The organism is Paraglaciecola arctica BSs20135 (genome assembly GCF_000314995.1).
Taxonomy (GTDB): Bacteria; Pseudomonadota; Gammaproteobacteria; order Enterobacterales; family Alteromonadaceae; genus Paraglaciecola; species Paraglaciecola arctica.
This window is the reverse complement of the sequence record NZ_BAEO01000065.1, coordinates 227,811-252,955: the sequence shown is the minus strand read 5'-3', so window position 1 is coordinate 252,955 and position 25,145 is coordinate 227,811. Positions and strand designations below refer to the sequence as shown.

The following is a 25,145-nucleotide window of genomic DNA, read 5'->3' as shown; positions in this document are numbered from 1 at the left end:
TACTCAGTTACTTTAGGGTAAATCTATTCAGGTCTAAAATAACACCAAGCACCTTTTAGGCCAGATATGAGTGGTTAAAATTCATATTCTAGTGCAAACCTTAGAGTGTGGTCTTTAGCGTCGCCGTTTAAGCCTGCAATAAAGGCTAATTCCCATTTCAGTTGTTTTTGCCCTTCGTATCTATGCACCCCCATAAAGCCTGGGCCAATACCCACAAAATCCTCACCTGTGTAGATTTCGATAGAAGGTTGTAAGGCAGGCAAATACCTATAACGATATTTGAGTCTAAATTCTGTTTCAAATTCATCTTGAATGTCTTTACCCCATTCATAAACAAGCAATGCGTTGATTGTTAAACTGGTTTGTGTAAATTCTTTTTCAAATAACAAACCGCTGGTAAATTCGTAAATATCTTCTCTATGTTGTTTTTCGAGTTCGAATAACATGCCCCAATCAGCCCATAATTCACCTTGGTCAGTTAACATCCAGCGGGCTTCAATTTCATAAGCTTGCAGACCAAAATCTCCAGTGTCGTCTCTTTCTCCTACTATGTAACCTTCAATAGTTAGGTATTCTGACACCGAATGCCCATAAGCAAATCGTTGCGCCAGTACATTGCCATCGTCGTTTTGTCTCGAGGTTAAACGCCATTCTAATTCCCGTTCATTCGCCAATACATATGGGTGATACACCTTGTCGACTGGGAAACCGTCAGCCCAGCTTACTGAGATGCAAAATAGTGAGTAAAAAAGCGCGATGGATAGGCGAGAAAAGGCTTTCATTGTTTATTACCTGATTGTGAAGCTGAACGTTGCTTAAGCCAATAAAAAATAGCCAAAGGGATCAATAAAGCGAGAACATAAACAGTCACTTGGGCATTAGATGGTGCAGCCTGATAGCCGAATAACACGTTAAATAAATGACCAAACTCAAACTCATCGCTAACAAGATGCTGGCTACTCCAAGCTATGGCTGATGGATCTATAAGGTCGACCTGTACCAATAAAGGTAATGCGTTGACGAGTTGGCCAGTAACGTACACAAGTATTAGTGACCATGTTGCCCAAGGGCCGAATTGTTGTTTTAACCACTGTGCTGCTAAATACAACAATACGGCTAAACTTAAACATATGCCTAAACCCAAAAAAGTACCGAGCAGCAGGGGTTGCAGAACATTGCTTTGATTTAAATAGCCATCAAAGTACAAGATAAAGTTACTGCCTTTAGACACTAAGGTTAGGCTGATCATTAAGCCCGCTACCCAAAACATAAAATATTGATATGAAGTCTGAACGCGAGTTAATCCATATCCTAAAACGAGGGTTAACAAGTAGATTAATAATTGCGACAGCCATAAAGATAATTCAATTCCGTTGCCATCAAACCATTGACCAATAATATGAATTTGATTGATATATGCCAAGCTCAACAGGGCTCCAGCTACCAAGCAAAAGAATAACCACAACTTACTGGCTGGCAGGTGCGCATATAAGTACACAACTAGTACAAAAATGGGTAAAGCATCGCGCAAAAACAAAATCACTGTATTAATTAGCATCAGGTGACTCCTTTTTTGAATGCTCAACAATCACAGTGCCGCGGGCGGTATTAGGATTATATTCGCCAAAAAAACCGTATTCTCCTGGCTTTAGAGGGCCAATAAATATTTTTGCTTTACGATGCGCAAAAATGACCTTCTCGCGGTTTAGTGAAAAACTATCAAACTCCTCTGGTGTGTTGTCTTGATTATCGATCACCAGTTTTACTTTTTGATTTGCCGGTATAATGATACGCGAGGGGAAAAACAGATGATCCTTGAGCTGAATATGATACTCAGGAACCGCTGCTAAAATGGACTGACAAAATAAGCCAAAAAATAAAGCGGCGCAGCCAAAGGTTTTATTCACAGGTTTATTCACTGAACTGCCCCTGTGGCAATAATAGCTCAACTGACAAGCCTGATAGTTGCTCTGAGCGGCTAAGCTTCAATGTGGCATTATGCAGCTCAGCAATATGCTTGGAAATGGCTAGCCCTAAACCACATCCCGGAGTGTTACTGGCATGACGATCACCTCCAATTCGATAAAAACGTTCAAATACTCTTTGATATTCTGTTTTATCAATACCTGGGCCAGAATCTTCGACTTGAATAATGTCCTGATTATTCACATTTTTCAAAGTGACTCTAATCATTGACCCTTCAGGTGAGTATTTACTGGCATTGGATATTAAATTTTGCAGCAGTATACCTAGAGAAAACTCATCGCCTTGAATGTTTGCACCTTGACCTAGAAGTTCAATCTCCTGTTTTTTAGCTTCAATTTGCGGGAATAAACTAGCGATAACGGTTTGGCAAAGTGAAGCCGTATTTATTGGTTTAAACTGGCCTTGGTATTGTTCAGGGTTGGTACGGTTTAACAATAAAATTTGCTCTACTACATGGCTCATACGTTCAATACCTTGTTGTAGGTATTGCATATTGGTGTTTGTAGTACTGTTATTGTTAAGCTCTAACGCTAGGTTATGGGCATTGATTTTTAATACACTTAGTGGGGTGCGTAATTCATGGGCTGCGTCTGAAGCAAAGCGCCTTTCTCTTGAAAATGCTGCGTTTAATCGCTCAAACAATTGATTCAAAGTTTCTAATACTGGGCTGAGTTCGTTTTGCTGATTTTTCTGGATGATTGGAGTAAGGTCATCAGCCTTTTTGGCGCGCAGGTTGTCAGATAAACGCCTTAGTGGCCGCAATCCTGTGCTAACTAATACAAATATTATAATGGCTAACAACGGAATGCTTAATATGAGTGGCGTGACAGCTGCCAAGATCATTTGTTCTGCTAGCTCAAAACGCCGGTTTAAAGGTTGTGCAACCAGCACCCATTTATTCTCAGATCCTAAAAAAATTCCATAGGTTCGCCAACGTTGAGCTAAAAAGTTGTTCTCAGAAAATTCATTTTTGAACTCACTAATAGCGGATTTAAGCTCAGGATGGGAGCTAACAATTAATCTGTTGTGTTGCCATATTTGGTAGATAAAAGCAGCGTCAGGTTGTGGTGCTAATGATTGGGTACTCAAGTCGGTGATATTAATCAACACATGGGTCAAAGATCGCAATTCATTGTCAAATACACTGGTTGCCTTGACCATACTGCTGCGATACCCCTGAATGGCTGCCGCAAAGGTAACTAATGTGATCACGGATAACAAAATCAGTGTTAGATAGCGGCGAATAGACAAATTTATGCCTCTATACTTGGGTTAGTTTTAACACTGTAACCTACTCCGCGGATTGTTTTGATAAAAGCTTCGGGGAGTTTTTTGCGTAAATGGTGAATATGTACCTCAATCGCATTACTTGCAACCTCTTCACCCCATTCGTATAGCTTAGATTCAAGCTGCTCTCTTGATTGAATTCGACCGGCTTGTTCTAACAATACCTTCAATAACATAAATTCTTTACGTGACAGTTCAACGACTTGACCAGCGACACTTAACTGATGTGAAGCGCAATCTAGGCATACCTCGCCAATTGTAATAGTTGAAGTGGTTGCCGTACCCAATCTTCTCTCGATTACCCGTAAACGTGCGATAAGTTCGTTTACATCGAATGGTTTACTTAGATAATCATCTGCACCTTGGTCTAATCCCTTAATTTTATCCTCGATTGAGTCTCTTGCCGTGAGTACCAAAACTGGGATATTAACCTTCATCTGCCTAATGTTCTTAAGCAATGTCAGGCCATCCATATCTGGTAAGCCTAAGTCCAATATTAACATGTCACATTCATTGGTTTTTATGGTCAACAGAGCAGACTTAGCATTTGTGACGTGATTGGCCGTAAAACCCTCCGAACGTAGAGATTGGTGCAGGGCTCTGGCTAATTGCACATCATCTTCGACTAATAAAATTCGCATTTTGATAACTCTATTTAAAGTCTCACTACTCTAGGCCATAAGGTAGCCCAAAGGGATCTAGTTTGAAAGGCTAAGCTTACTTAGGTAGATGTTTTTATTATGTATTTTTACTAACATTTGGTCTGCGAGTTGTTTTTTATGTTCGCTCCAATCTCGATTGTAAGGTTCAATTGGGCTATGTAGTTTAATCGCCTTCAAAGTGGCGTTATAGAAGGCCTCTGCTTGAGCGTAGTCTTTTTGGTCAAACCAATATTCTGCGTAGCGAAAATTCGCAGCTATGCTTCTTGGGTTAATGTTAACGGCTTTGTTAAACAGGTGTCTTGCCATCTTGTCGCTACCAAAGGAAAATGGCCAACCTGGGGTGCGATGATAAAGCCAACCTAACTCGGCGTAAGCTACACCATAAAAAACGTAAGGATCGAGGGACAAGGCGTTTTGCAACATATCTTTAGCCTGTTTGGCCAACTTCAGCCCCTCTAGACCACTGACTAAGCTTGCTTGTTGGGCTTTTATCATACCCAGCAACGCCCAGCAATCCGGGACCAAAGGGTATTGTTTAGTGAGAGTTTCAGCTTGGTTAGCTAAGGTAACTAATTTGGGTAGAGGTTCGTTTACTTGCACTTGCAGTGCTAACCATTTTTGATAAAGCTCTGATACTGCGTGCTCGTCATGCTCAAAGCTGTGAGCTGATAGACAAACAAACAGGCTAAAAAAAACCAAACAACGCCAAAACATCAGAACCTACCTGCTAAAGGTTATTGAAAATGTAAAATATAGCTTAGTCAGGTTTTCTTAAGTCATCCTTAAGTGCTGGGTTTACTGGCGATTTATCTTTATGTTCAAATTCACCCTCGATGATATCGTCAGATTGATTTGTTGAATGAGGTTGCTGGTGTTGCGCAAAACCGCCATCAAAAGATGGATTAACCATTTTGATGGATAAATGTTTGACTAACCCCTTGGCGATAAGAGGGCGGGTCATAGGTAAACTCAATAAAAATCCAATACCATCTGTGATAAAACCTGGGGTAACTAACAACACGCCAGCAATAACTAGCAATAAACCTTCAGCCATCTCTTGACTAGGCATAGTACCAGCCTGCATTTTTTGTTGGGCTTGCATTAAGGTACTGATACCTTGTTGTTTGACTAATTGCGCGCCTGCAAAGGCAGTTACAATAACGATAGCCACGGTATACCAACCACCAATTTGTTCACCTACGTTGATTAGTATGGTGATTTCGATGATAGGTAATATGGCGAATAATAAAAATAATTTAAACAAAGATGCCTCGTTAATTGGGGTATACGCAACAAATTTTACATATACCATAGGACCTGTTGGCTTTGTTATAATACTGGGACTTAAAAACAATAACCCAAGTGATATATTGTTATGCATTGTTACGTATTGTTACAGAGAGTTGCCTAATTTGCCTAATGGGTTTGTTTGCTAGTGCTTGTTTATCTTTCAAGTTAAGCTAATTTAACCAAGCAGTGAAATTTCACTACTTATGGTTCGGTCTCTAAACAAAGTAGTGTTTTGTAAATATGTCGCCTTAATAATTTGTTAAGGTTTGTACTTTAAAATTTATAAAATCCCTATTGGCTCATAGGTATAACGATCATTGTGCCAAGTTACCTTTTATATAAGAAGTATTGTTGATGAATTTTAGTTTTAGATATCTTATTTTAGTGCTTTCTTTTTGTTTTACCTCATTTATGAGTTTGGCACAAAATGCTGATCCCTTAGCCGATCTGTTTGCTGAAGAACCAGAATTTTTGAAAGTTGATGAAGCGTTTCAATTCGACTTCGCTCAGCAAGGCGATCAACTCATCTTGAGTTGGAAAATAGCAGACGGCTATTACTTGTATAAAAAGCAGTTTAAGACAGTGGCGAAAAAAGCTGAGTTAGGTACCCCTGTTTTTCCCGTTGCCGAGCAAGTTGAAGATGAGTTTTTTGGCTTATCGGACGTATTTCGTGGGCAACTGGATATCAGTTATCCCATAGTATCTTCGGTACAAGATGGCATTGTTAAAATTCGTTATCAGGGTTGTGCAGATGCCGGCTTGTGTTATCCGCCAACTACCAAAGAGGTGTATCTAAATCAGGTTGGAGTAGCCTCAATCGCAACATCTGATCAGCAAATAAAAAATTCAACAGCTGAAACAACTCCCCAAGCCCCTATTTCAGAGCAGTTTGAGTTAGCCAATCTATTGTCTAGTGAGCAGAGCTTGCTTATTACCTTATTGTTATTTTTAGGATTAGGTATTGGTTTAGCCTTTACTCCTTGTGTGTTTCCAATGTATCCAATTTTATCTGGCATTGTGATTGGTCAAGGCAAAACCATTAGTACCTCTCGAGCGTTTACCTTGTCTTTTGTGTATGTGCAGGGCATGGCGATTACGTATTCGTTGTTGGGGTTGATTGTGGCTTCGGCAGGCGTGCAGTTTCAGGCAGGTTTACAACATCCGGCTATTTTAATCGCTTTGATTGTGGTTTTTGTATTGTTGGCCGTGGTGATGTTTGGTGCCTATGAGTTGCAGTTGCCTTCTTCATGGCAAGAAAAGCTCAATGCAATGAGCAATAAACAAACCAGTGGCAGTTACTTGGGCGTGTTGGCAATGGGCGCAATTTCTGGTTTAGTGGCATCACCTTGTACTACTGCACCTTTAACTGGAATTTTACTATTTATCGCCCAAAGTGGTGATCTAGTCTTGGGGTTCAGTGCGCTCTATGTGCTGAGCTTAGGCATGGGTATTCCATTAATTTTATTCGGTATTACCGGTGGTAAATTGTTACCTAAAGCAGGTAGCTGGATGAACGTGGTTAAGGTTACATTTGGTTTTATGATGTTGGCGGTTGCTATCATGTTTGTAGAACGTTTAGTCACTCATTATGCAACAGACATCGCTTGGGCGCTGCTAGGTTTAACCACTTTCACTTATTTTTACGTGATGAATCAAAACACTCAGACCACTTTTTATAAGGGCCTTCGTGCGTTATTGATCTTTATTGGATTGTTCGTTTCTGCTGGTTATGGATATCAAACCATCAGTGCAATAGGGTATAGCGATACACCTGGGCAAGCAGCCAAAAATAACTTAGCCGAACATCCAGAATTTCTTAAAGTCAGTAGTTTAGAAGACTTCAACCAAGCTCTAGCAGAGGCTAATGGGCAAGATCAAACAGTGATGTTAGATCTTTATGCAGATTGGTGCGTGGCATGTAAGGAGTTTGAAAAATACACTTTCCCAGATGAAAAGGTAGTCAAAGCATTAAGTAACACTGTGTTGATGCAGATTGATCTTACCGATAGCAATGATGCAAATTTTGAGTTTCAAGAACGTTTTTCTGTACTAGGGTTACCCACTATTATGTTCTTTGATCTACAAGGGCAAGAAGTGAGCACCGCTAGAGTGACAGGTTTTATGCGAGCTGAACCTTTTGCCCAACATATCAATAGTCTGTTTTCAAAGTAATCTGAGTTTGGCGTAACTGTGTGCCGTCATAACTTATTGCGTTTAATAGCTAAATATTTTGCAATAATCATTTGTGTATTTGTTACCCGTAGCACCATAGCGGGTACAGGTAACTATTGCATGGATGATTGGGCTTGTGTTGAGAAAATAGAGAAAAACCAACAGGTTAGTTACTGGTTATACAATAAAAAGCCTTTTGTGGTGACTGTGACCTTAGAAGTGGATACCAGTAATTTAAAAACCTCTGCAACCAATCAACGACAACACATAGTTAGCCAAGTCCTGCAAGGACATCAAAGAATTAAAGTGCTCGAATTACAGCCCATAAACATTCATAGAAAAATTTGGTATGACGAATCTTTTTATTGGACTCCTGGCAATATGTTAGCTGTGCATCAAGGAGATATAATTTATCAATATCCTTATGCGCAAGGTGAGCATTTCCCCATAGTGCAAGGTTTTGGAGGTAGGTACAGCCATAGTGGTGCATCAAAGTATGCGGTTGACTTTGCCATGCCTATTGGCACACCCATTTATGCTGCAAGGGCAGGGGTAGTGATAGATTTGGTTGAGCAGCATACACGAGGGGGAGCTAATCGGAAATACGCTAAATATGCCAATTATGTGGTGATTTTACATGCAGATGATACTACCGGTGAATATTATCATCTGAAACAACATGGTGTTGTAGTGACGCTAGGTGAGCGCGTTAGTGCTGGGCAAAAAATAGGTTACTCGGGAAACACTGGGTTTTCCTCTTTACCACATTTACATTTTGCGGTTTATCACGCTAAACCCTTTGGCAAGTATCAATCATTGCCTTTTGAGTTTGAATAAAGAATTTGGTTACTCCCAAGTTTTTTCTAGTAGTGCTGAAATATCTGCTGCCGGCACAGGTTTAGAAAAGTAATAACCTTGTAAATGCTGACATTGATTCTTTTTGAAAAATTCGACCTGTTCAATGGTTTCTATGCCTTCAGCTACGCAGCTCATTTTTAATTGCTTAGCCATACTTAAAGTCGTGAGGATAATGGCTTCATTGTTTAGATTTTTACCTATGTCATCAACGAAACTTTTATCTACTTTGATAATATTAATTGGGAACTCTTTTAAGTATTTAAGAGATGAAAAGCCAGTACCAAAATCATCTAGAGCGATTAAAAAGCCTTTTTGCTGTATTTGAGTCATGTAAATGAGTGCTTTTTCGTAATCACGCATCAAGGCACTTTCAGTAATCTCAAAACGTATGGCTGTTACCGGTATTTTGTGTTGTTCTAAAAGGAAAATAATCTTATCAATTGAATATTGATTATCGAAATGTTTAGCCGATAAGTTTACCGAAAGATATCCATTAAATCCGCCGCGGCGCAATTCATTTAGTACTGGCATCGCCCTTTCAAAAGCGTCTAACGTCATATGTTCTATTAATCCAAGTTCTTCTGAAACTGGAATAAATGTATCTGGGGACACCATGCCATTGCGAGTCGGCCAGCGCATTAAAATTTCAAAGCCTTCAATTTTTTGCGTCTGAGTATTCAAAATGGGTTGGTAGTAATTTTCAAATTTTTTGTCTTGATGTGCTTTCTTTAACTGGTTTTCCAATTTCAGCCTACCTTTCACCAATTCATCCATTTCTTGAGTGAAAAATTGAAAGTTACTTCTGCCTTGTGCTTTAGCATGATACATGGCGATATCTGCATTTTTGAGCAGTTCTTCTGCACTAAGGCCATCGCCTGGGTACATGGCAATGCCAATACTAGAAGACACACTCACGCTTTGTGAGCTTAAGGTCACGGGTATATCAATTATATCGCTAATCTCGGTCACTAAAGCACTGATGGCTTCTGCTGAGGTGACATCTTCTATCATAATGACGAATTCGTCCCCTCCTAAGCGTGCAACTGTATCCTCTTTACGCAGCTTGTCTCCAAGTCGTTTAGCAATAATAACCAGTAGCTCGTCGCCTGCTTTATGTCCTAGGCTGTCATTTACTTGCTTAAATTTATCCAGATCGATAAAAAATATGGCCATACTTTTAGTGTTTCTACGGGCGTGTTCTAAGCCTCTATCAATTCTATCTAACAATAAGGTTCGGTTAGGTAAACCGGTAAGAGAGTCATAATTTGCTAAAGCTAAAAGTTTTGCTTCTGCGGCTTTTTGTTCAGTGATATCGGAAATAATGACTAAAAAATGTTCTACCTTGTTTTTATCATGGACACTTGCTACTGCATGTAAATGCACCATGATGTCGAGGGTAATACCGTTAGGTAAAAGTACTTTGTCTTCTTCTTGCCAATGCTGACCTGCTTCAAACGTAAGCAGTTTTTTCCAAAACATTGCAGTCTCAGATGTTTGTATTTTGAGTAGTTTGGCCAGTTTTTTTGGGGCTGAAACATCATCATTTATATCAAAATATTTCTTAAAGGCATCGTTGAAAGCGATTGGATAATATTTATGGTTATAGATAATGACCCAATCTAAAGTATGTTTGAAAGCCTCACCAAACAAACGCAGGTTTTCCTGAACGGCAACCGTTTCTGTAATGTTAGTGTAAGTGCCAGTTAACAGCAGTGGCTTACCCGCTTTGTTAGTCTCGACCACTTTGCCAACATCGCGGAACCATAACCAGGTTTTATCTTTGGTGGACATTCTGTAGGTGATGTCTAGCTCAGCGTTATTGTCAGCTAAAAAGTCATGCCATGCTGATCTGTAAAGAACTTTATCTTTATTGTGAATTAGAGAAAGGTGATCTTCAAAGCTCATGGTTTTTTTACTTGAGAGTTCATCCCCTAACCTAGACACAAAAAATATGTCCTGTTCAGTCTGAAACTCCCAAATTCCGCTGTTACTTGCGTTTAAAGCAAGGGTCAATTTGTCCTTACTTTGGATAGCATCCTGATGCGCCTTATGTAAGCGTAAATTTTGGGCGCGGCGGTATTGCCAGAGAAACAGCAAGGCAATTAAACAAATCAAAGAATAAAAGGTGTACGCAATTGGAGACGCCCAAGGAGCATAATTTACTTTGATGTTAATCGTAGCTGGCTTGGACTTAGTGCCGCTTTCTGGATTAAATGCCAAGACCGAGAAAACATATTGACCCGGGTCTAGCTTAGGGAACATCACTTCAGGGCGTGTGGTAATCGGATAAACCAAGTTATTGCTGCCACTCAATTGATATTGATATCTGATATCTTTTTGATTTTGGAACTCAAGGGTAGAAAAATGAATGGAAAGGCCTACATCTTCATGAGTGAGTTCAATTGATTGGCCGTCTAGATTTGAAAAAGGCATCACTAAATCATTAGATACCAGTATTAAATTGGTAATTGCGACTCTAATGTTATTATTCTTTTTTACATTTACTTTAAGTGGATCAAAAAAGATAAGACCTTTTGGTGAGCCATAAACCATACGACCATCTAAGAGCGTTAAACTGGTTTCTGAATTAAACTCACTGGTGGCTAAACCTTGTTCTTGGTCATATTTTTGTATTTGATGGTTTTGAGGTGAAAATTTAATTAACCCAGAGTTAGAGCCTAACCAAATATTGCCTTTTGAATCTTGTTGCATATCGAAAATTGAATTATTCGGTAGTAAGTTTTGTTTATTATAAAAAAATTTCTGTTCATGGGTTGTTCCATCAATTCCCACTAGTCCATAACCTGGATAGGTTATCCACATAATGTTATGAGCGTCTATTAATACATCACTGGGGTAAATTTCTGCTTTTAATTGCTGTAAAGGTGTTTCATGGATCAAGGTTACTTGGGTGGTGGTATTATCCATTTCCCATAATTGCCCATAGACGCTGATTAGAGTTGTTTTTGGCTTTACGCCTTTAATGAAGCCAACTGAACTGCGTGAATCAATCGATACTGACAACTGTTCGATATTATTGACTTTACCAGTGTCTGGTGAATAACGGAAAAACCCGGCGCCAGATACCAATAAAAGCTCGCCTTCTGGAGTAGAAATGATATCCCAAATGTCTGATTTTAGAATAACTTCATCTTCTACACTATTTACCTTCAGCGGATACGTTTTACCCGTTTTACTGTCAAATTGTATAATCCCATCTGCGGTACTCAACCATAATTGGTTAAGCTTACCTGCTTCGATATTACTAATTGATGATGATGAATATTGCGCTTTTTCGTCATCGGATACTAAAAAACTTTGAGTTGTACCATCTGCAAGATTAAATAAATTAAGACCATTTCGAGTGCCAACCCATAAAGAGTTTTCATCTTGCTGGTGGATACTCCAAATATTGTTGTGACTGAGAACCTTTTCATCTCTGCCACCCCTAGTGTTATAAACGTTATTAAAAAGTGTGGTTCTCGGTGACCAGTAAATCGCACCATCATCTTCAGAGCCAATCCAAAGGTTATTATTACCGTCTATGACCAGACCTTTTAATACGTCGCTAGCCATAAAGTCTCGACTGTCAGTGGGTAAAAATAGCTGCTGTAACTGCTCACTTTCTTTTTGGTAGCTGTATAGTCCTTTATCTGTCGCTATATAAAATAAGTCGCTATTTAGGCTCGCTAATCCCCATATATTTCGACTCTCAAAGTGTAGTTTTGCTACAGGAGAAGGGCGCGTTCCAAGTACAAATTCCCTCACTTGTGAAAGTGGTAAACTAAATAATCCCTCAACTGTTCCAATCCATAATGTATCTTGGTCGTCGGCATACAGCATTTTTACATTCAAGTTATCTGTTGTTGGTGTGACAGATTGCACATGGTTAATTAATAGGTGCTTGTTGCTTCCTCTTACAGAAGCATATAAACCATCAGCTGTCCCAATAAAAAGAATGTTTTGTGACAACAGATGGGTTCTGATGAAATTCCCATTATCAATCATTTCATCTGATAACGAATACTCAGTAGTAAGTTTATCGGTGACGTATGAATAGGAAAAAATCCCCTCTTCCATTGAGAACAATATATTTCCATCTTTATCTTCATTGATGTAATTGGCTATTTGGGTTAGTTGATTATCACGCCTCAAACCTAAATTAATAACGAGCTTGGCTGTATTACTCTCAAGATCATATTGATGAACGCCATGGATAGAGTCGCTAATCCATAGGTTTCTTTTGGAATCTTGAAACAAGTAATTTATGGGCGCATCATTAAATTCGTTGTTTGGACCGCTTACATGCTGGTTTTGATAGCCATCAAATCGGTTTAATCCCTCTTCGGTTCCAAGCCACAAAAAGCCTTCGTTATCTAGTATTAGTGTATTGACAGTATTTTGAGATAAACCATTTTCTGTTGATAAACGAGTAAATGTTGGATCTTGGATCAAAGGCGTACTTTTACTAACAAATGAAATGAGCAGTAATAATAGAATAAAAAAAAGATAATACTTCTTTGACCCAAGATCGCGACTATTTATCGATTTGTATAGATGCATATTTATCTACGTTCAAACACAAAAATTAAAGACACTGCTTTATACACTAGTATACCTTTCATTTCAGAATGTCTAAGCTGTTGCTTCCATAGGTTTTATAAGAAAACACCTTTTATTACAGTATTTATCTAGTGCCAAAAATTTTGTCACCTGCATCACCTAATCCAGGTAAAATGTAACCACTCTCATTGAGCTTTTCGTCTATTGCTGCGGTGTAAATTTCTACGTCTGGATGTGCATCTTGAACTGCTTGTAAACCCTCCGGGGCCGCAACCAAAAAGAGTCCCATAATCTGTTTACAGCCTTTTTGTTTGAGTAGATCGATGGTTGCGATAAGTGTTCCTCCTGTAGCTAACATGGGATCAACTATTAACGCAGTGCGTTTCGACGCATCTTTAACTACTTTGTCAAAATAGGCTACGGGTTGCAGGGTTTCTTCATCACGATACAATCCGACTACGCTAATTTTTGCATTAGGAATAAGTCTCAATACTCCGTCTAACATACCTAAACCTGCACGTAAAATTGGTACTACAGTTATTTTTTTACCTTTTATCTTTTTTATGAATATTTTTTGCCCATTCCAAGCCGTGGTTTCAACATCTTCAGTTTGCAGCTCTCTTGTGGCCTCATAGGTTAGTAGGTTGCCCACTTCACCGGCTAACTCTCTGAAATCTTTACTACTGATACCTCGTTCCCGCATTAAGCCTATTTTGTGGTGAATGAGGGGGTGGTGAATTTCGTGTACGGCCATTGTTTTTTCTCGCAATTAAGGTGTTTATTTGTAGGACTGAATATACTTCATTCCATGTTCAAGACACTCAGGATAGAACTGATGAAATCTAGACTCAAGGAATTCACTATTTTGATGTAAAAATAATTGTGCTTTATCAGCAAATATAACTTTGTTGTTTAGACGGTTTTCAATACTCAAGAAAGCCCGTAAACAGGTTTCAAGCTTCATATACTTATTTAACCATTGGTGGGTGATTAAGTGTTCTGATAATTTACTGAAGTAGGGATCTTTGGGCAGCGAAAATTGCTCAAGTTGTAGATAAAACTCATTAAAAATACTATTGAAATCAGTATTAGAGTATTGCGCCCAGGTACTCATAAGTAAATAATCAAAGTAGATATCCAGCACTACACCGGCCATTCGACGAATGTCTCTAGGGAACAATTGTTTTGCTTCAATAATTAGAGGATGCGAGTCGGTAAACACATCCACGCTTCTATGCAGGCGGATCCCTTGCTCAAGTTCAAAAGGCAAATGAGTTAGCTGGCTACCTTTAACAAAATCACCTAAAAAATTGCCTAGGAGATTGGTTTTGGTATGAGCACCAATATGAATATGCGCAATATAGTTCAAATTTGATCAACACAGTGGTAGATTAACACCAGTATAAAAACATAAAATTCGTTAACTTTGCAGCAATCTTCGCTGATAAGACCAGTATTTTGCTGCTAATTTCTATTTGCTCTCTATAATGGATGAATAATTTAAATTATTGTGCGTTTATTGTACGAAAAATAATTTTAAAATGTTGTTTTCTATATGAGAAAACACTAAATAGGAAGATTACAAATTAACATGGCGAACCAGTGAAAGTATTAGTCATCAATGGCCCAAACCTGAACATGTTGGGTAAACGCGAGCCCGCAACTTATGGCTCACAAAATCTACAACAAATTGTCAGTCAGCTAAACACTTATGCTGAGTCAATTGGTTTGAGTTTAACTCACGTACAGTCAAATGCTGAACACGAGTTAATTGAGGCGATCCATAATGCCTTTGAACAAATTGACTTTATTGTCATCAACCCCGGTGCATTTACTCATACCTCAATTGCATTAAGAGACGCGCTTTTGAGTGTGTCTATTCCTTTTATTGAAGTGCATTTATCTAATGTACATGCCAGAGAAGCGTTCAGACAACATTCTTATCTATCCGACATTGCCCAAGGGGTAATTTGTGGATTAGGCGCACAAGGTTACGAATTCGCTTTAACAGCGGCCAAACAATATTTAACTAAGACTAATTAGAGAGAAAAAAATGGATATACGTAAAATCAAAAAGTTGATAGAGCTAGTGGAAGAGTCTGGCATATCTGAGTTAGAAATTACTGAAGGTGAAGAGTCGGTGCGTATTCACCGTGGTGTCACTGCGGCACAGATGGCTGCACCTATGCAATTTGCACCACAACCACAATTAGCACCCGCAGCAGCACCTGTAGCTCAAGCAGCGCCCGTTGCTGAAGCTGCACCAGTGATAAGTGGCCACATTATGTGTTCGCCTATGGTGGGTACTTTCTATCGTTCTTCTTCTCCGGGTGCTAAGTCTTTTGTAGAAGTAGGCCAAAAAGTAAATGTGGGCGACACGCTTTGTATAATAGAAGCGATGAAAATGATGAATCAGATTGAGTCTGACAAATCTGGTGTTATCAAACAAATTTTAGTAGAAAATCAAGATCCTGTAGAATTCGACCAACCTATGTTTGTGATTGAATAAAAGGTCTATGCCAATGTTAAAAAAAGTCCTTATTGCAAATCGCGGCGAAATTGCCCTGCGGATTTTGCGTGCCTGTAAAGAGTTAGGCATTAAGACTGTGGCAGTGCATTCGACTGCCGACGAGTCACTCAAACATGTATTGTTAGCTGATGAAACTATTTGTATCGGTAAAGCGTCGGCTACAGAGAGTTATCTTAATATTCCTCGTATAATCGCAGCTGCTGAAATAACTGATGCAGATGCCATTCATCCCGGTTATGGATTTTTAGCCGAAAACGCTGACTTTGCTGAAGCCGTTGAAAAAAGTGGTTTTACTTTTATAGGCCCAACCGCCGACACTATTAATCTAATGGGTGATAAAGTTTCAGCGATTAGATCTATGAAAAAAGCAGGTGTACCTTGTGTGCCCGGATCTGATGGACCTTTGGGTGAAAACGAAGCGCGAAACAAAGAACTTGCTCAAGGAATAGGTTACCCCATTATTGTGAAAGCCGCTGGTGGTGGTGGTGGTCGTGGTATGCGTGTGGTACGCAGTGAAGATGAACTTATTTCATCTATTGCCATGACTAAAAGTGAAGCCGGTGCAGCATTTAACAATGATGTGGTATACATGGAAAAATTCCTTGAAAACCCTCGTCATGTGGAAATTCAAATACTGGCTGATGGTCAAGGTAACGCTATTCACTTAGGTGAGCGTGACTGTTCTATGCAACGCCGTCACCAAAAAGTAGTAGAAGAGGCGCCAGCGCCGGGTATTACTCCAGAAATGCGCGCAGCAATTGGCGCAAGGTGTTGCCAAGCTTGTATTGATATTAACTATCGTGGTGCAGGAACTTTTGAGTTTTTGTTTGAAAATGGCGAATTTTATTTCATTGAAATGAATACCCGTATTCAGGTTGAGCATCCAGTATCGGAAATGATCACCGGTATTGACTTAATCAAAGAGCAACTGCGAGTAGCTGCAGGACAAAAGTTGTCTATCACTCAAGATCAGGTACATGTAAAAGGTCATGCAATTGAATGTCGTATTAATGCCGAAGATTCAAAAACCTTTATTCCAAGTCCTGGCAGGATCACCAAGTTTCATTCGCCCGGTGGCTTAGGAGTTAGGTGGGATTCACATATATACAATGATTACGTAGTACCTCCATATTACGATTCGATGATTGGTAAGTTGATTACTTATGGTGAGACCAGAGAAGTTGCAATTTCCCGAATGCGTCATGCGTTAGACGAATTGGTTATTGGTGGCATTAAAACCAATATTGATTTGCAGAAAAGCATTATGGCAGATGAGGCCTTCGCTGCTGGTGGAGCAAATATTCACTATCTAGAGAAAAAACTAGGTATGGGTGGTCATTAAGCCGTAGTTAAAATAACAACTATGGATAAAAAGAGCGCTTAGCGCTCTTTTTTTTGGCTGCGTATAACTGCCGCCAATTTAATACCGATGGTATACTGGTTAAAATTTTTAATATTGAGTTTGTTAATGCCCTGGATCCAACTAAAAATTAATAGCCAAGCTGAATACGCAGAACAAATTGGCGAGATGTTATCGGCTAATGGCGCGCAAGCAGTGACTTTTGTCGATGCCAAAGACACACCTATGTATGAGCCTAAACCCGGTGAAGTGATGTTATGGCCAGATACGCAAATAGTGGGGCTATATGACGCACAATACGATATGTCACGGGTTATTAGTCAGCTGAGCAAGTCAAAAATTTTAGGCAAAAACTTCAATCACAAGTTAGATCAACTAGAAGACAAAGATTGGGAAAGAGAATGGATGGTAAATTTCCATCCCATGCAATTTGGCAAGCGGTTATGGATTTGTCCTAGCTGGCGTGATGTACCCGATCCAAACGCAGTGAATGTGATGCTCGATCCTGGTTTAGCCTTTGGCACTGGCACACACCCAACGACCAGTTTGTGCCTAAGATGGCTAGATGGTTTAGAGCTTTCCGAAGCTACAGTTGTCGATTTTGGTTGTGGTTCAGGCATTTTGGGTATTGCTGCCCTTAAATTAGGTGCTAAACGTGTGGTAGGCATTGATATTGATCCACAGGCCTTACTGGCTAGCCAAGACAATGCTAATCGCAATGATGTCGGCGAAAAAATTGAGTTGTATCTTCCAGAACATCAACCAGAGCTTCAGGCTGATGTGGTACTTGCCAATATTTTGGCTGCTCCAATAAGAGAGTTAAAACAGGTTATCTCAGCTTATTGTAAACCCGGTGGGAAGTTGGTGTTGTCGGGTATCTTAGATAATCAGGCAGAAGAGATTAATGTCTTGTATAGCGATATTTTTGATATGCAAGCCATAGCCATTGACGGTGAATGGGCTAGGGTATCTGGGGTTAAAAAATAGACTGAAAATTTAGTTGTTAGATGTTATAGAAATCTTACTGCAAAGTTCAATAGTGCTTAGCATCAGTGCCTATGAGGCATTGATGTATTGATCCTTCCTTGCAAAAGTCTCCCTTAGAAAAATGACTCGCGTGGAAATAGTGGCAGTGTTAGCCGAGTTTTTTTATGTTAGTTCTGTACGCTTATGCAACTAGGGTTTTGTTAATGTTATGAAGTATAGGTTGGCGTTCGCGGTATCTAAGGGTCAGTTTGGTATTCAAATGGCCTGTTGCTAAATAGGCGGGTTAACCCAGTACAATTCAACAAGGGGTAAAAAAATGCAAATTAAATTAAAATTATCGTTACTTATTGGCAGCTTAATTTGTCCATTGGTAATCACAGCAGCAGAAATGGAACCTTGGCAAAAAGCTGAAGTAACAGAGGTTTGGGAGCCTACACCAGAGGTCGTCACTGTTGATAACAACAATATCCCCTCGGATGCAACGGTATTGTTTGATGGTAAATCATTAAATCAATGGCAAAGTGCTAAAGAAGGAGAGGCTAAATGGTTGCTTAAAGACTCAGCTATGACTGTGGTAGCTGGTACTGGTGATATTAAAACCAAACAGACCTTTTGTGATGTGCAATTACATATTGAATGGAAAATGCCTATCCAAATTACGAATAAAAATGGTGAATTGTTAACGGGTCAAAACCGCAATAACAGCGGCGTTTTTTTTCAACAGCGTTACGAAATCCAAATACTCGACTCCTATAATAATAAAACTTATGCCAACGGTCAGGCTGGCGCCGTGTATAAACAACATATTCCTTTGGTCAATGCCACTAAGGCGCCGGGTGAATGGCAAAGTTATGACATTATCTACACCGCACCAGTATTTGATGATGCCGGAAAACTAAAGTCAAAAGCAAAAATGACGGCCTTACATAACGGTATCTTGGTACAAAATAATGTAGAAATTCAAGGTGTTACAGCTTGGATTGGCGCGCCAGTTTATAATGCCCATGGTTGTGACTCCATTCGTTTACAGGATCATGGCAACCCAGTAAGCTTTCGCAATATTTGGTTAAGAAAATTGTAAAAACAATTAAGATGATGATCGCTAATTTTTTATTATTGATTGAGTTAGGCTAACTCAGCGATTCCTACAGCATCAACAAACTAAAAGGTTTTTTTTCATCTTTTGTTACAGTCTGAGGCTTTATTTACCCTTGCTTGTTCTGAAACAATGACGGCCTACAACAATATATATTCTATTTCTGAAGAAGAGCTATATGCTCTTCTTCGGTTACTGCCAGCTTTTGTTGGCACTCCTTTAATTACCAGAGGTTTGTTTTGAAACTACACCATCTTGGATTTGCCATAGCCTTGGCTTTGAGCACATCGGCCCAAGCCGAAGAAAACGAAAATATTGAAAATATAATAGTCACTGGGAGTTATAACCCAGTTGCACCAGCGCAAATAACATCATCAGCAATTGTAGTAGAACGAAACGCCTTATTAGCTTTGAGTCCTCACAGCTTGGTTGATGCCTTACGTCAGATGCCGAGCCTATGGGTCGAGTCTCAAGGAGGTCCCGGTGGTTTAACCTCTATTGTGATGCGCGGAGCTGAAAGTAATCACACTTTGGTTTTAGTCGATGGGGTGCAATTAAATGATCCGACTAACAGCCGTGGCGGTTCTGTCGATCTTAACCACATTAATATGCAGTCTATTAAACGTATTGAAATTATACGCGGTGCGCAATCCGCTATTTACGGTTCTGATGCACTGGCTGGTGTCATTCATATTATTACCATGGAGCCTGGCAGTGATACCGAAGTTAACGCTTTTGCGACATTCGGCAATGATGAATATTACACCTATGGCGCTGGGATTTCAGGCTCGGTAGACAACTTAGGCTATGCGCTTAAAGCACAAAAAAAAGATGCAGGAGAGCCCTTAAAAGGCAGCACTGCTGAGAACACTGATCTGGTGGCAAAATTAAATTGGTTTAGTGATACTCACCAAGTTGCTTTTTCTTATCGTTATTTTGATGGTGACAGTAGCACTTACCCAGAGCAAAGTGGTGGACCAAAGTTTGCCTTAAGTGATGATTTAGACAGTAGCGACTACCTTAACCAGCAAGCCGCAATTAATTGGTTGTGGCAAGTCACGCCACTTTGGAACAGCAGGGTATCCAGCACTTGGTTTAACCGAGAAGATGACTATAAATCGCCTGGAATAGAACCTTATTCATCAGTGCCAGCCAATGGTGCAAAAGCTGACTTTACTCGCACCAGCACCACTTGGGTGAATACTATTGGTGACCAAGAACTCATGTGGGTAAATGTTGGCTTGGAGACAAAAAAAGAACAGGGCGTTAGCGATGGTTATTTGGAAATAGGCTTTACATTGCCCACTACTTTTGATTTGGATCGCCGTATAGACAGTGCCTTTTTTAATATGAATGGCATTGTATTCGAGCGTTTGTTGCTGCAAGCCAGCGTGCGTCACGACGATGCCGAGGGCTTTGATGCGGATCAAAGTCTGCAATTAGGGGCACGTTATCAGTTGACCGATAATCTGAGCTTTTTGTTTAATCGCGGTGAAGGTTTTAAGTTGCCAAGCTTTTTTGCATTAGGCCATACCTTAGTGGGTAACCCTGAGCTGCAACCTGAATCCTCAGTCACTATGGAATTCGGCGTTGAATGGCAAAGCCAGCAGTTGACCGCATCGGCTAACTATTTTGATAATGAATATCGTGACTTAGTTGATTTTGATGCCGAGCTGTTTACTAACGTTAACCGTGCTAGTGTCGATATCAGTGGTATAGATGGTCATGTGCAATGGCAATCATTGGATAAACACTGGCAGGTTAATGGCAAGTTTAATTACAGTGATATTGACGCGCCAAACCCGCTAAATGGCCGCCCTAAGATGACCTTAGGTAGTTCTTTAGGTTATCGTCCTGAAGGTATATTGAGTTATAACTTCCAAGCTATTTGGGTCGATGAACGTTATGCGACCACTTTATATACTGGCGATGTACTACAACAGGCCTTAGATAGTTATGTGCGGTTTGATGCTAATGTGCAGTACCAATATGATGCTAACTGGCAATTATCTTTGCAGTTGACCAATATAACCAATAGCGATTATCAGGATGATATTGGTTTTGAAGCTAATGGTCCGGCGTTTTATTTGGGCGCTAGTTACAGCATGTAAATATTTATTCCACTGGTCACTATGAGTATTTTGTTCATTTGACTTTGATGTACTAAGAACAGGAAATATCTAGAGTCTGTTGATTTTTCAACTGCTTTAGGTATTGCCTAAATTACTCGACCAATTCTCCAAGAGTGACCTAGACTACAGTTTCGATTCATTTATGCTCTGAAATACCCTAAAGTGCGCGAAAGCGGAAAATCAAACTACCCTAACGACCAGTAATATTTCTTCTACAATGTGGAGCGAAGATGAAAAATAAAGAACCAAGAGCAGACCTTGTATTCGGTGAGGAGCTGGGTGTTGCTGTAGGTGGTGTTAGTTCTTATTCTTGTGATTACAAGACCGCAGACGAATCAATATTTCCGTCTCGTAGCGATTATCGAAGTTATGTTGATGGTATCTACATGGGGTACAAATGGCAGTGTGTTGAGTTTGCCCGGCGTTGGCTCTACGTCAACAAGGGTTATATTTTTAACGACGTTGCTATGGCTTATGACATTTTTCGACTTCGTGATGTCAGAGATTTGGTTAATAACCAAACTTTACCTCTTAATGCCTTCAAAAACGGCTCACAACGACGTCCTGAGGCAGGGTGTTTATTAATGTGGGATCAAGGTGGTGAGTTTGAAGAAACTGGCCATGTTGCGATTATCACCGAAGTCTTTGAGGATAAAATTCATATTATAGAACAGAATATGCACTTTTATTCTTGGCCTGAAGGCCAGAATTTTTCCCGTGAAATTAAAGCAAAAGTAGGCAGCAAGGGAGACTACTGGCTACATTGCCCGTCTAATGACTCAACCATCCTAGGCTGGGTAATACAAACAGATGATCCAACCCACGGTGTGGTGCTTGAAGCGGCAGAGAAAGAGTTATTCAACCTAGTGCCATGTAAAGTGTTAAGTCGTGCTCCCATTGAAACACCATGGTTAAATCTGGCCAATGAAGATGAATCTGCCTATGTGGATATGATGGGTGGACATAAGCTGTCAGCAGACATTTCAACTGCACAAACCTACTATCGTATGACACAGGCCGCAAAGGGCGCATTAGAATCGGCCACAGATGAGCTTCATCAGATGTTTTTACATGCCACAGAGTATGCTCTTGAACATCCAGAGTTATTAAGCAAGTTTGGGCTACCCGAAGCAATCCTCAAAAAAATAAGAGTATCTTGGGCTAATCGCAAAAACCAATTAATCACCAGTCGATTTGACTTTGCCTTGTCCGAAAATGGATTAAAGGTATATGAGTACAATTGTGATTCTGCTTCATGTTATATGGAAGTGGCCAAAATTCAGGGCAAGTGGTTCAAACATCATGGAGTAAAAGGTGGCTCCGACGCTGGCAGCGGATTGTTTAAACAATTGGTCAAAGCATGGAAAAGTTGTGAAATTGACTCTGTTATCCATGTTCTACAGGATGATGACCCTGAAGAAACCTACCACGCACTATTTATGAAAGACGCAATTGAAGCTGCAGGGTACGAATGTGTGCTTGTTAAGGGGCTTGCGTCTTTACGCAGTACTGAAAATGGGCTTGTTGAAGATAGTTACGGTAATACCATTAAATGGGTCTGGAAAACCTGGGCTTGGGAAACCGCTTTAGATGAATTACGTTTTGATGGCAAAACCCAGCAAAAAAACCTGACTGGCAGTATTCCAACCTTATCTGAGGTACTTCTAAATGATGACATTATGGTTTTTGAACCTTTGTGGACCTTGATCCCAAGTAATAAGGCAATCTTGCCTATTCTTTGGACTTTATTCCCCAATCACCCCAATTTATTAAACGCTAGTTTTGAGCTTACACCTGAGCTGATTGAATCAGGGCATGTGGTGAAGCCTATTGTAGGTAGGTGTGGTGCCAATATTCAGCTTATCGACCATAACCAAAATACCTTAGCCCATAAACCTGGGGAATTCGAAGATCGAGCGCAAATTTACCAGCAATTATTTCCTTTACCCCTAATTGATAACCTTTATGTTCAAATCTGCACATTTACTGCAAAAGGAAATTATGCTGGTAGTGGAACACGGGTTGATCCAACCATGATTATTGGTAAAGACAGCGATTGTTTAGCTTTGCAAATAGGTTATGAACAGTAGAATAGCGAATTCTAAGTTAGGAATTCGCATAATTCTTTTGTTGATTTTGCACCTGTTTATTTGATCTCTTAATCTGATACATAGATTCATCAGCCTGACTTAACATATGGTCGACGCCTTTGGGCGGTTCGTCATAAATGACATGACCTACGCTGGCGCTCACTTCTATTTTTGTCTGTTTATCAATATACAGATTAACGGCTTGTAACCTTTCTCGCACCCTTATAGCTAAATTTTCGGCTTCGCTACGTTGGTGAAAAATGCTTAAAGTGACAAATTCATCACCCCCAATTCGTCCTATGCTATCGATAGAATGTAACTGGTGGCGGATAATATCAGCAACTACTTTGAGGACTTTGTCACCCGCATCATGCCCCCATTTATCATTTATTTGTTTGAAGTCATTTAAATCTATGTACAACAAACAGATAAAGCCCCCATTTGTTTTTTGTTCACTTAACACTTCATTGGTTTTTTTATTCCAGCCGCGTCGATTTAACACGTTACAAAGCTCATCGGTATTCGCTTGTGATTCTGCTAACATTTTATCTGCTTTAATATTTTTAATTCTCGCGGACACAGCTATAGCCAAAATAAAGGCTTCAAAGGCAAACGCTATGATGAGGGCGTAACGTTGTAGAAAAGGGTTAACGTCATTTAATACAATTCGAAATATCATAGCCACTACCATTAAAGCTAAGCTTAGGAATACTAATGTAGCACCTTGGACATTTCGATAAGCTTGTATCGATACTAGGATTAAAATGCCCAACATCAGTAATAAGGTCATTCTAGCCATTGTGTTTCCTATCAAGCCTGATAGGTTGTTATGGTCTAGGAATAGCATCAAAACAGACATCAATAATACGCCACTTGCACCCAATTCCAGCCCATAACGAGTTATCTTGGGCCATGCTGATTGTAACTCCGTTAAACGAACAATAAATACCGTGGCAGTGAAAACGGTCAAACCGGCAAATAGTAGGTAAAATTGATGACTCAATAAGAAGTTTTGTTGTGGTAAGAAGATATTTAATTGCCCTTCTTGCAGCAAAAAGAAGGTGGCGGCACAGAATACATACAGACTGTAAAATTGAAATCTAGTATCCCCAACGACTTGACCCATAAAATAGACGTATAGGATCAGAGTTAAGCACAACCCGTAAAAGACCCCCATAATAATATTATTGAACAAACTGTAATCGAGGAAGGCAGCAACTGGCTTCCAAACAAAATTTTGTTTGAAGTTATGATGAGTTAAAAATATAAAGTCGACTGAAAACGTACCTGTCGGCAGTAAAAATGAAGGGCTACTAGCGGCTAAAGGAATGAGCTTAACTTGTTGAGCTTCCCAAGACACATCCATTATTTCGTCTTTACCAAAAGTAAAAACGGCTTGCTCATCTAAGCGACAACTTAGGCGCAAACGACTTTTTCCTGCAGGAATGGATAATAACGCCCCCTTTTCTTTAACAAGGTTCTCAACCCGAGGGCTAGCTGAGCGAGCTTGTTCAGTGTTTATCAGTTGAATTTGGCAATATTCATTATTAGGAATGATTTCTTGTGCGTATGAAAATAAACTGAAAAACAACGGGAATAGCAGTGAAAATAATTTGGTCATTATTGCCTTACGCATAAACTAAAAAGTATAAAAATTACTCCGATCACTGACCTTAAACTTCAAAACAAGTATATCGAGCCAATATTATAAAGTATTCCTTTAATATTGAATAACGCTTGTTGGTAAATAGGCTTATAAAAGTAAACAGGCGATTGCTCAAGCTAGTCCTAGTAGCTGCAACGGCCGACAAGCGACCGCCATGGATGGCGGAAGGTAGAACAATGCAGGAGCAATTGTCGAGAAGTCGAGATTGAATGCATATCATCAAGGATGTGTATTTGATTACTAAAAAAGTATAAACAGATGATCCAGATTAGTAACCGATTAAAGCTACTGTTTGAAAAGAAAGAATGGTGCCGACTACCGGAGTCGAACTGCTATGAAGCTTAGCTACTGATTACGATGTCGTTTGAAAATATTAGAAAGAAGAATGGTGCCGACTACCGGAGTCGAACTGCTATGAGACTTAGCTACTGATTACAATTTCAGCTTGGATAAAACTAAGAAAGAA

At 39.7% G+C, this 25,145-nt stretch carries 20 protein-coding genes; 9 read left to right on the top strand and 11 right to left on the bottom strand.

What is annotated here, in order from left to right; genetic code table 11:
- Nucleotides 1–74 precede the first annotated feature (74 nt).
- Genes GARC_RS23600 through GARC_RS23570 form a run of 7 tightly spaced genes read right to left on the bottom strand, consistent with a single transcriptional unit; the run spans nt 75 to nt 5,199 of the window.
- Nucleotides 75–782 (bottom strand): hypothetical protein, encoded by a 708-nt coding sequence (locus tag GARC_RS23600; RefSeq protein ID WP_007625319.1) that lies wholly within the window; start codon nt 780–782, stop codon nt 75–77.
- Nucleotides 779–1,558 carry a hypothetical protein gene (locus GARC_RS23595; RefSeq protein ID WP_007625317.1) on the bottom strand — a complete coding sequence of 260 codons (780 nt, stop codon included), beginning with the start codon at nt 1,556–1,558 and terminating at the stop codon, nt 779–781. Before GARC_RS23595 ends, GARC_RS23600 begins: the two co-directional genes overlap by 4 nt.
- Nucleotides 1,548–1,907, bottom strand: coding sequence for a cupredoxin domain-containing protein (locus GARC_RS23590; protein ID WP_039990440.1), 360 nt, complete (start codon nt 1,905–1,907; stop codon nt 1,548–1,550). The genes GARC_RS23595 and GARC_RS23590 overlap by 11 nt, the downstream gene beginning before the upstream one ends.
- 4 nt (nt 1,908–1,911) lie before the next feature.
- Nucleotides 1,912–3,237: an ATP-binding protein gene (locus GARC_RS23585; RefSeq protein ID WP_007625312.1), complete on the bottom strand. Its 1,326-nt coding sequence runs from the start codon at nt 3,235–3,237 to the stop codon at nt 1,912–1,914.
- A gap of 2 nt (nt 3,238–3,239) precedes the next feature.
- Nucleotides 3,240–3,914, bottom strand: a complete 675-nt coding sequence (locus GARC_RS23580; protein ID WP_007625311.1) for a response regulator — start codon at nt 3,912–3,914, stop codon at nt 3,240–3,242.
- Nucleotides 3,915–3,971: 57 nt separating this feature from the next.
- Nucleotides 3,972–4,649, bottom strand: a complete 678-nt coding sequence (locus GARC_RS27115; RefSeq protein ID WP_007625309.1) for a tetratricopeptide repeat protein — start codon at nt 4,647–4,649, stop codon at nt 3,972–3,974.
- A 43-nt stretch (nt 4,650–4,692) separates the two neighbouring features.
- A complete protein-coding gene (locus GARC_RS23570; RefSeq protein WP_039990437.1) occupies nt 4,693–5,199 on the bottom strand; it encodes an FxsA family protein in 507 nt (168 codons plus the stop codon).
- Between the two features lie 380 nt (nt 5,200–5,579).
- Between GARC_RS23570 and GARC_RS23565 the strand changes: the two genes are divergently transcribed.
- On the top strand, nt 5,580–7,397 hold the full coding sequence (locus GARC_RS23565) for a protein-disulfide reductase DsbD (RefSeq protein WP_007625304.1): 1,818 nt from the start codon (nt 5,580–5,582) through the stop codon (nt 7,395–7,397).
- 120 nt (nt 7,398–7,517) lie between these two features.
- Nucleotides 7,518–8,234: a M23 family metallopeptidase gene (locus GARC_RS23560; protein WP_007625302.1), complete on the top strand. Its 717-nt coding sequence runs from the start codon at nt 7,518–7,520 to the stop codon at nt 8,232–8,234.
- Between the two features lie 9 nt (nt 8,235–8,243).
- Here GARC_RS23560 and GARC_RS23555 read toward each other — a convergent pair whose 3' ends face one another.
- The 3 genes from GARC_RS23555 to GARC_RS23545 all read right to left on the bottom strand — a co-directional run bounded on the left by GARC_RS23555 (nt 8,244) and on the right by GARC_RS23545 (nt 14,187).
- Nucleotides 8,244–12,710: an EAL domain-containing protein gene (locus GARC_RS23555; protein WP_007625300.1), complete on the bottom strand. Its 4,467-nt coding sequence runs from the start codon at nt 12,708–12,710 to the stop codon at nt 8,244–8,246.
- 232 nt (nt 12,711–12,942) lie between these two features.
- Nucleotides 12,943–13,572 carry a uracil phosphoribosyltransferase gene (gene upp / locus GARC_RS23550; RefSeq protein WP_007625298.1) on the bottom strand — a complete coding sequence of 210 codons (630 nt, stop codon included), beginning with the start codon at nt 13,570–13,572 and terminating at the stop codon, nt 12,943–12,945.
- Between the two features lie 24 nt (nt 13,573–13,596).
- On the bottom strand, nt 13,597–14,187 hold the full coding sequence (locus GARC_RS23545; RefSeq protein WP_007625296.1) for an acyl carrier protein phosphodiesterase: 591 nt from the start codon (nt 14,185–14,187) through the stop codon (nt 13,597–13,599).
- Between the two features lie 233 nt (nt 14,188–14,420).
- Here GARC_RS23545 and aroQ point away from each other — a divergent pair, with 233 nt between their 5' ends.
- The 7 genes from aroQ (at nt 14,421) to GARC_RS23510 (ending at nt 23,013) form a co-directional block, all read left to right on the top strand.
- Entirely contained in the window at nt 14,421–14,861 is a 441-nt protein-coding gene (aroQ, locus tag GARC_RS23540) for a type II 3-dehydroquinate dehydratase (protein ID WP_007625295.1), read from the top strand.
- A 10-nt stretch (nt 14,862–14,871) separates the two neighbouring features.
- A complete protein-coding gene (gene accB, locus GARC_RS23535) occupies nt 14,872–15,327 on the top strand; it encodes an acetyl-CoA carboxylase biotin carboxyl carrier protein (protein ID WP_007625294.1) in 456 nt (151 codons plus the stop codon).
- Nucleotides 15,328–15,340: 13 nt separating this feature from the next.
- Nucleotides 15,341–16,690: an acetyl-CoA carboxylase biotin carboxylase subunit gene (accC, locus tag GARC_RS23530; RefSeq protein WP_007625293.1), complete on the top strand. Its 1,350-nt coding sequence runs from the start codon at nt 15,341–15,343 to the stop codon at nt 16,688–16,690.
- Between the two features lie 126 nt (nt 16,691–16,816).
- Nucleotides 16,817–17,695 carry a 50S ribosomal protein L11 methyltransferase gene (prmA, locus tag GARC_RS23525; RefSeq protein ID WP_007625292.1) on the top strand — a complete coding sequence of 293 codons (879 nt, stop codon included), beginning with the start codon at nt 16,817–16,819 and terminating at the stop codon, nt 17,693–17,695.
- Between the two features lie 316 nt (nt 17,696–18,011).
- Nucleotides 18,012–18,776 (top strand): 3-keto-disaccharide hydrolase, encoded by a 765-nt coding sequence (locus GARC_RS23520; protein WP_007625291.1) that lies wholly within the window; start codon nt 18,012–18,014, stop codon nt 18,774–18,776.
- 254 nt (nt 18,777–19,030) lie between these two features.
- On the top strand, nt 19,031–20,902 hold the full coding sequence (locus GARC_RS23515; protein WP_007625289.1) for a TonB-dependent receptor plug domain-containing protein: 1,872 nt from the start codon (nt 19,031–19,033) through the stop codon (nt 20,900–20,902).
- A 251-nt stretch (nt 20,903–21,153) separates the two neighbouring features.
- Entirely contained in the window at nt 21,154–23,013 is a 1,860-nt protein-coding gene (locus GARC_RS23510; RefSeq protein WP_007625288.1) for a glutathionylspermidine synthase family protein, read from the top strand.
- A gap of 16 nt (nt 23,014–23,029) precedes the next feature.
- Here the strand turns inward: GARC_RS23510 and GARC_RS23505 are convergent, their stop codons facing one another.
- A complete protein-coding gene (locus tag GARC_RS23505) occupies nt 23,030–24,634 on the bottom strand; it encodes a GGDEF domain-containing protein (RefSeq protein ID WP_007625287.1) in 1,605 nt (534 codons plus the stop codon).
- Between the last annotated feature and the right edge of the window lie 511 nt (nt 24,635–25,145).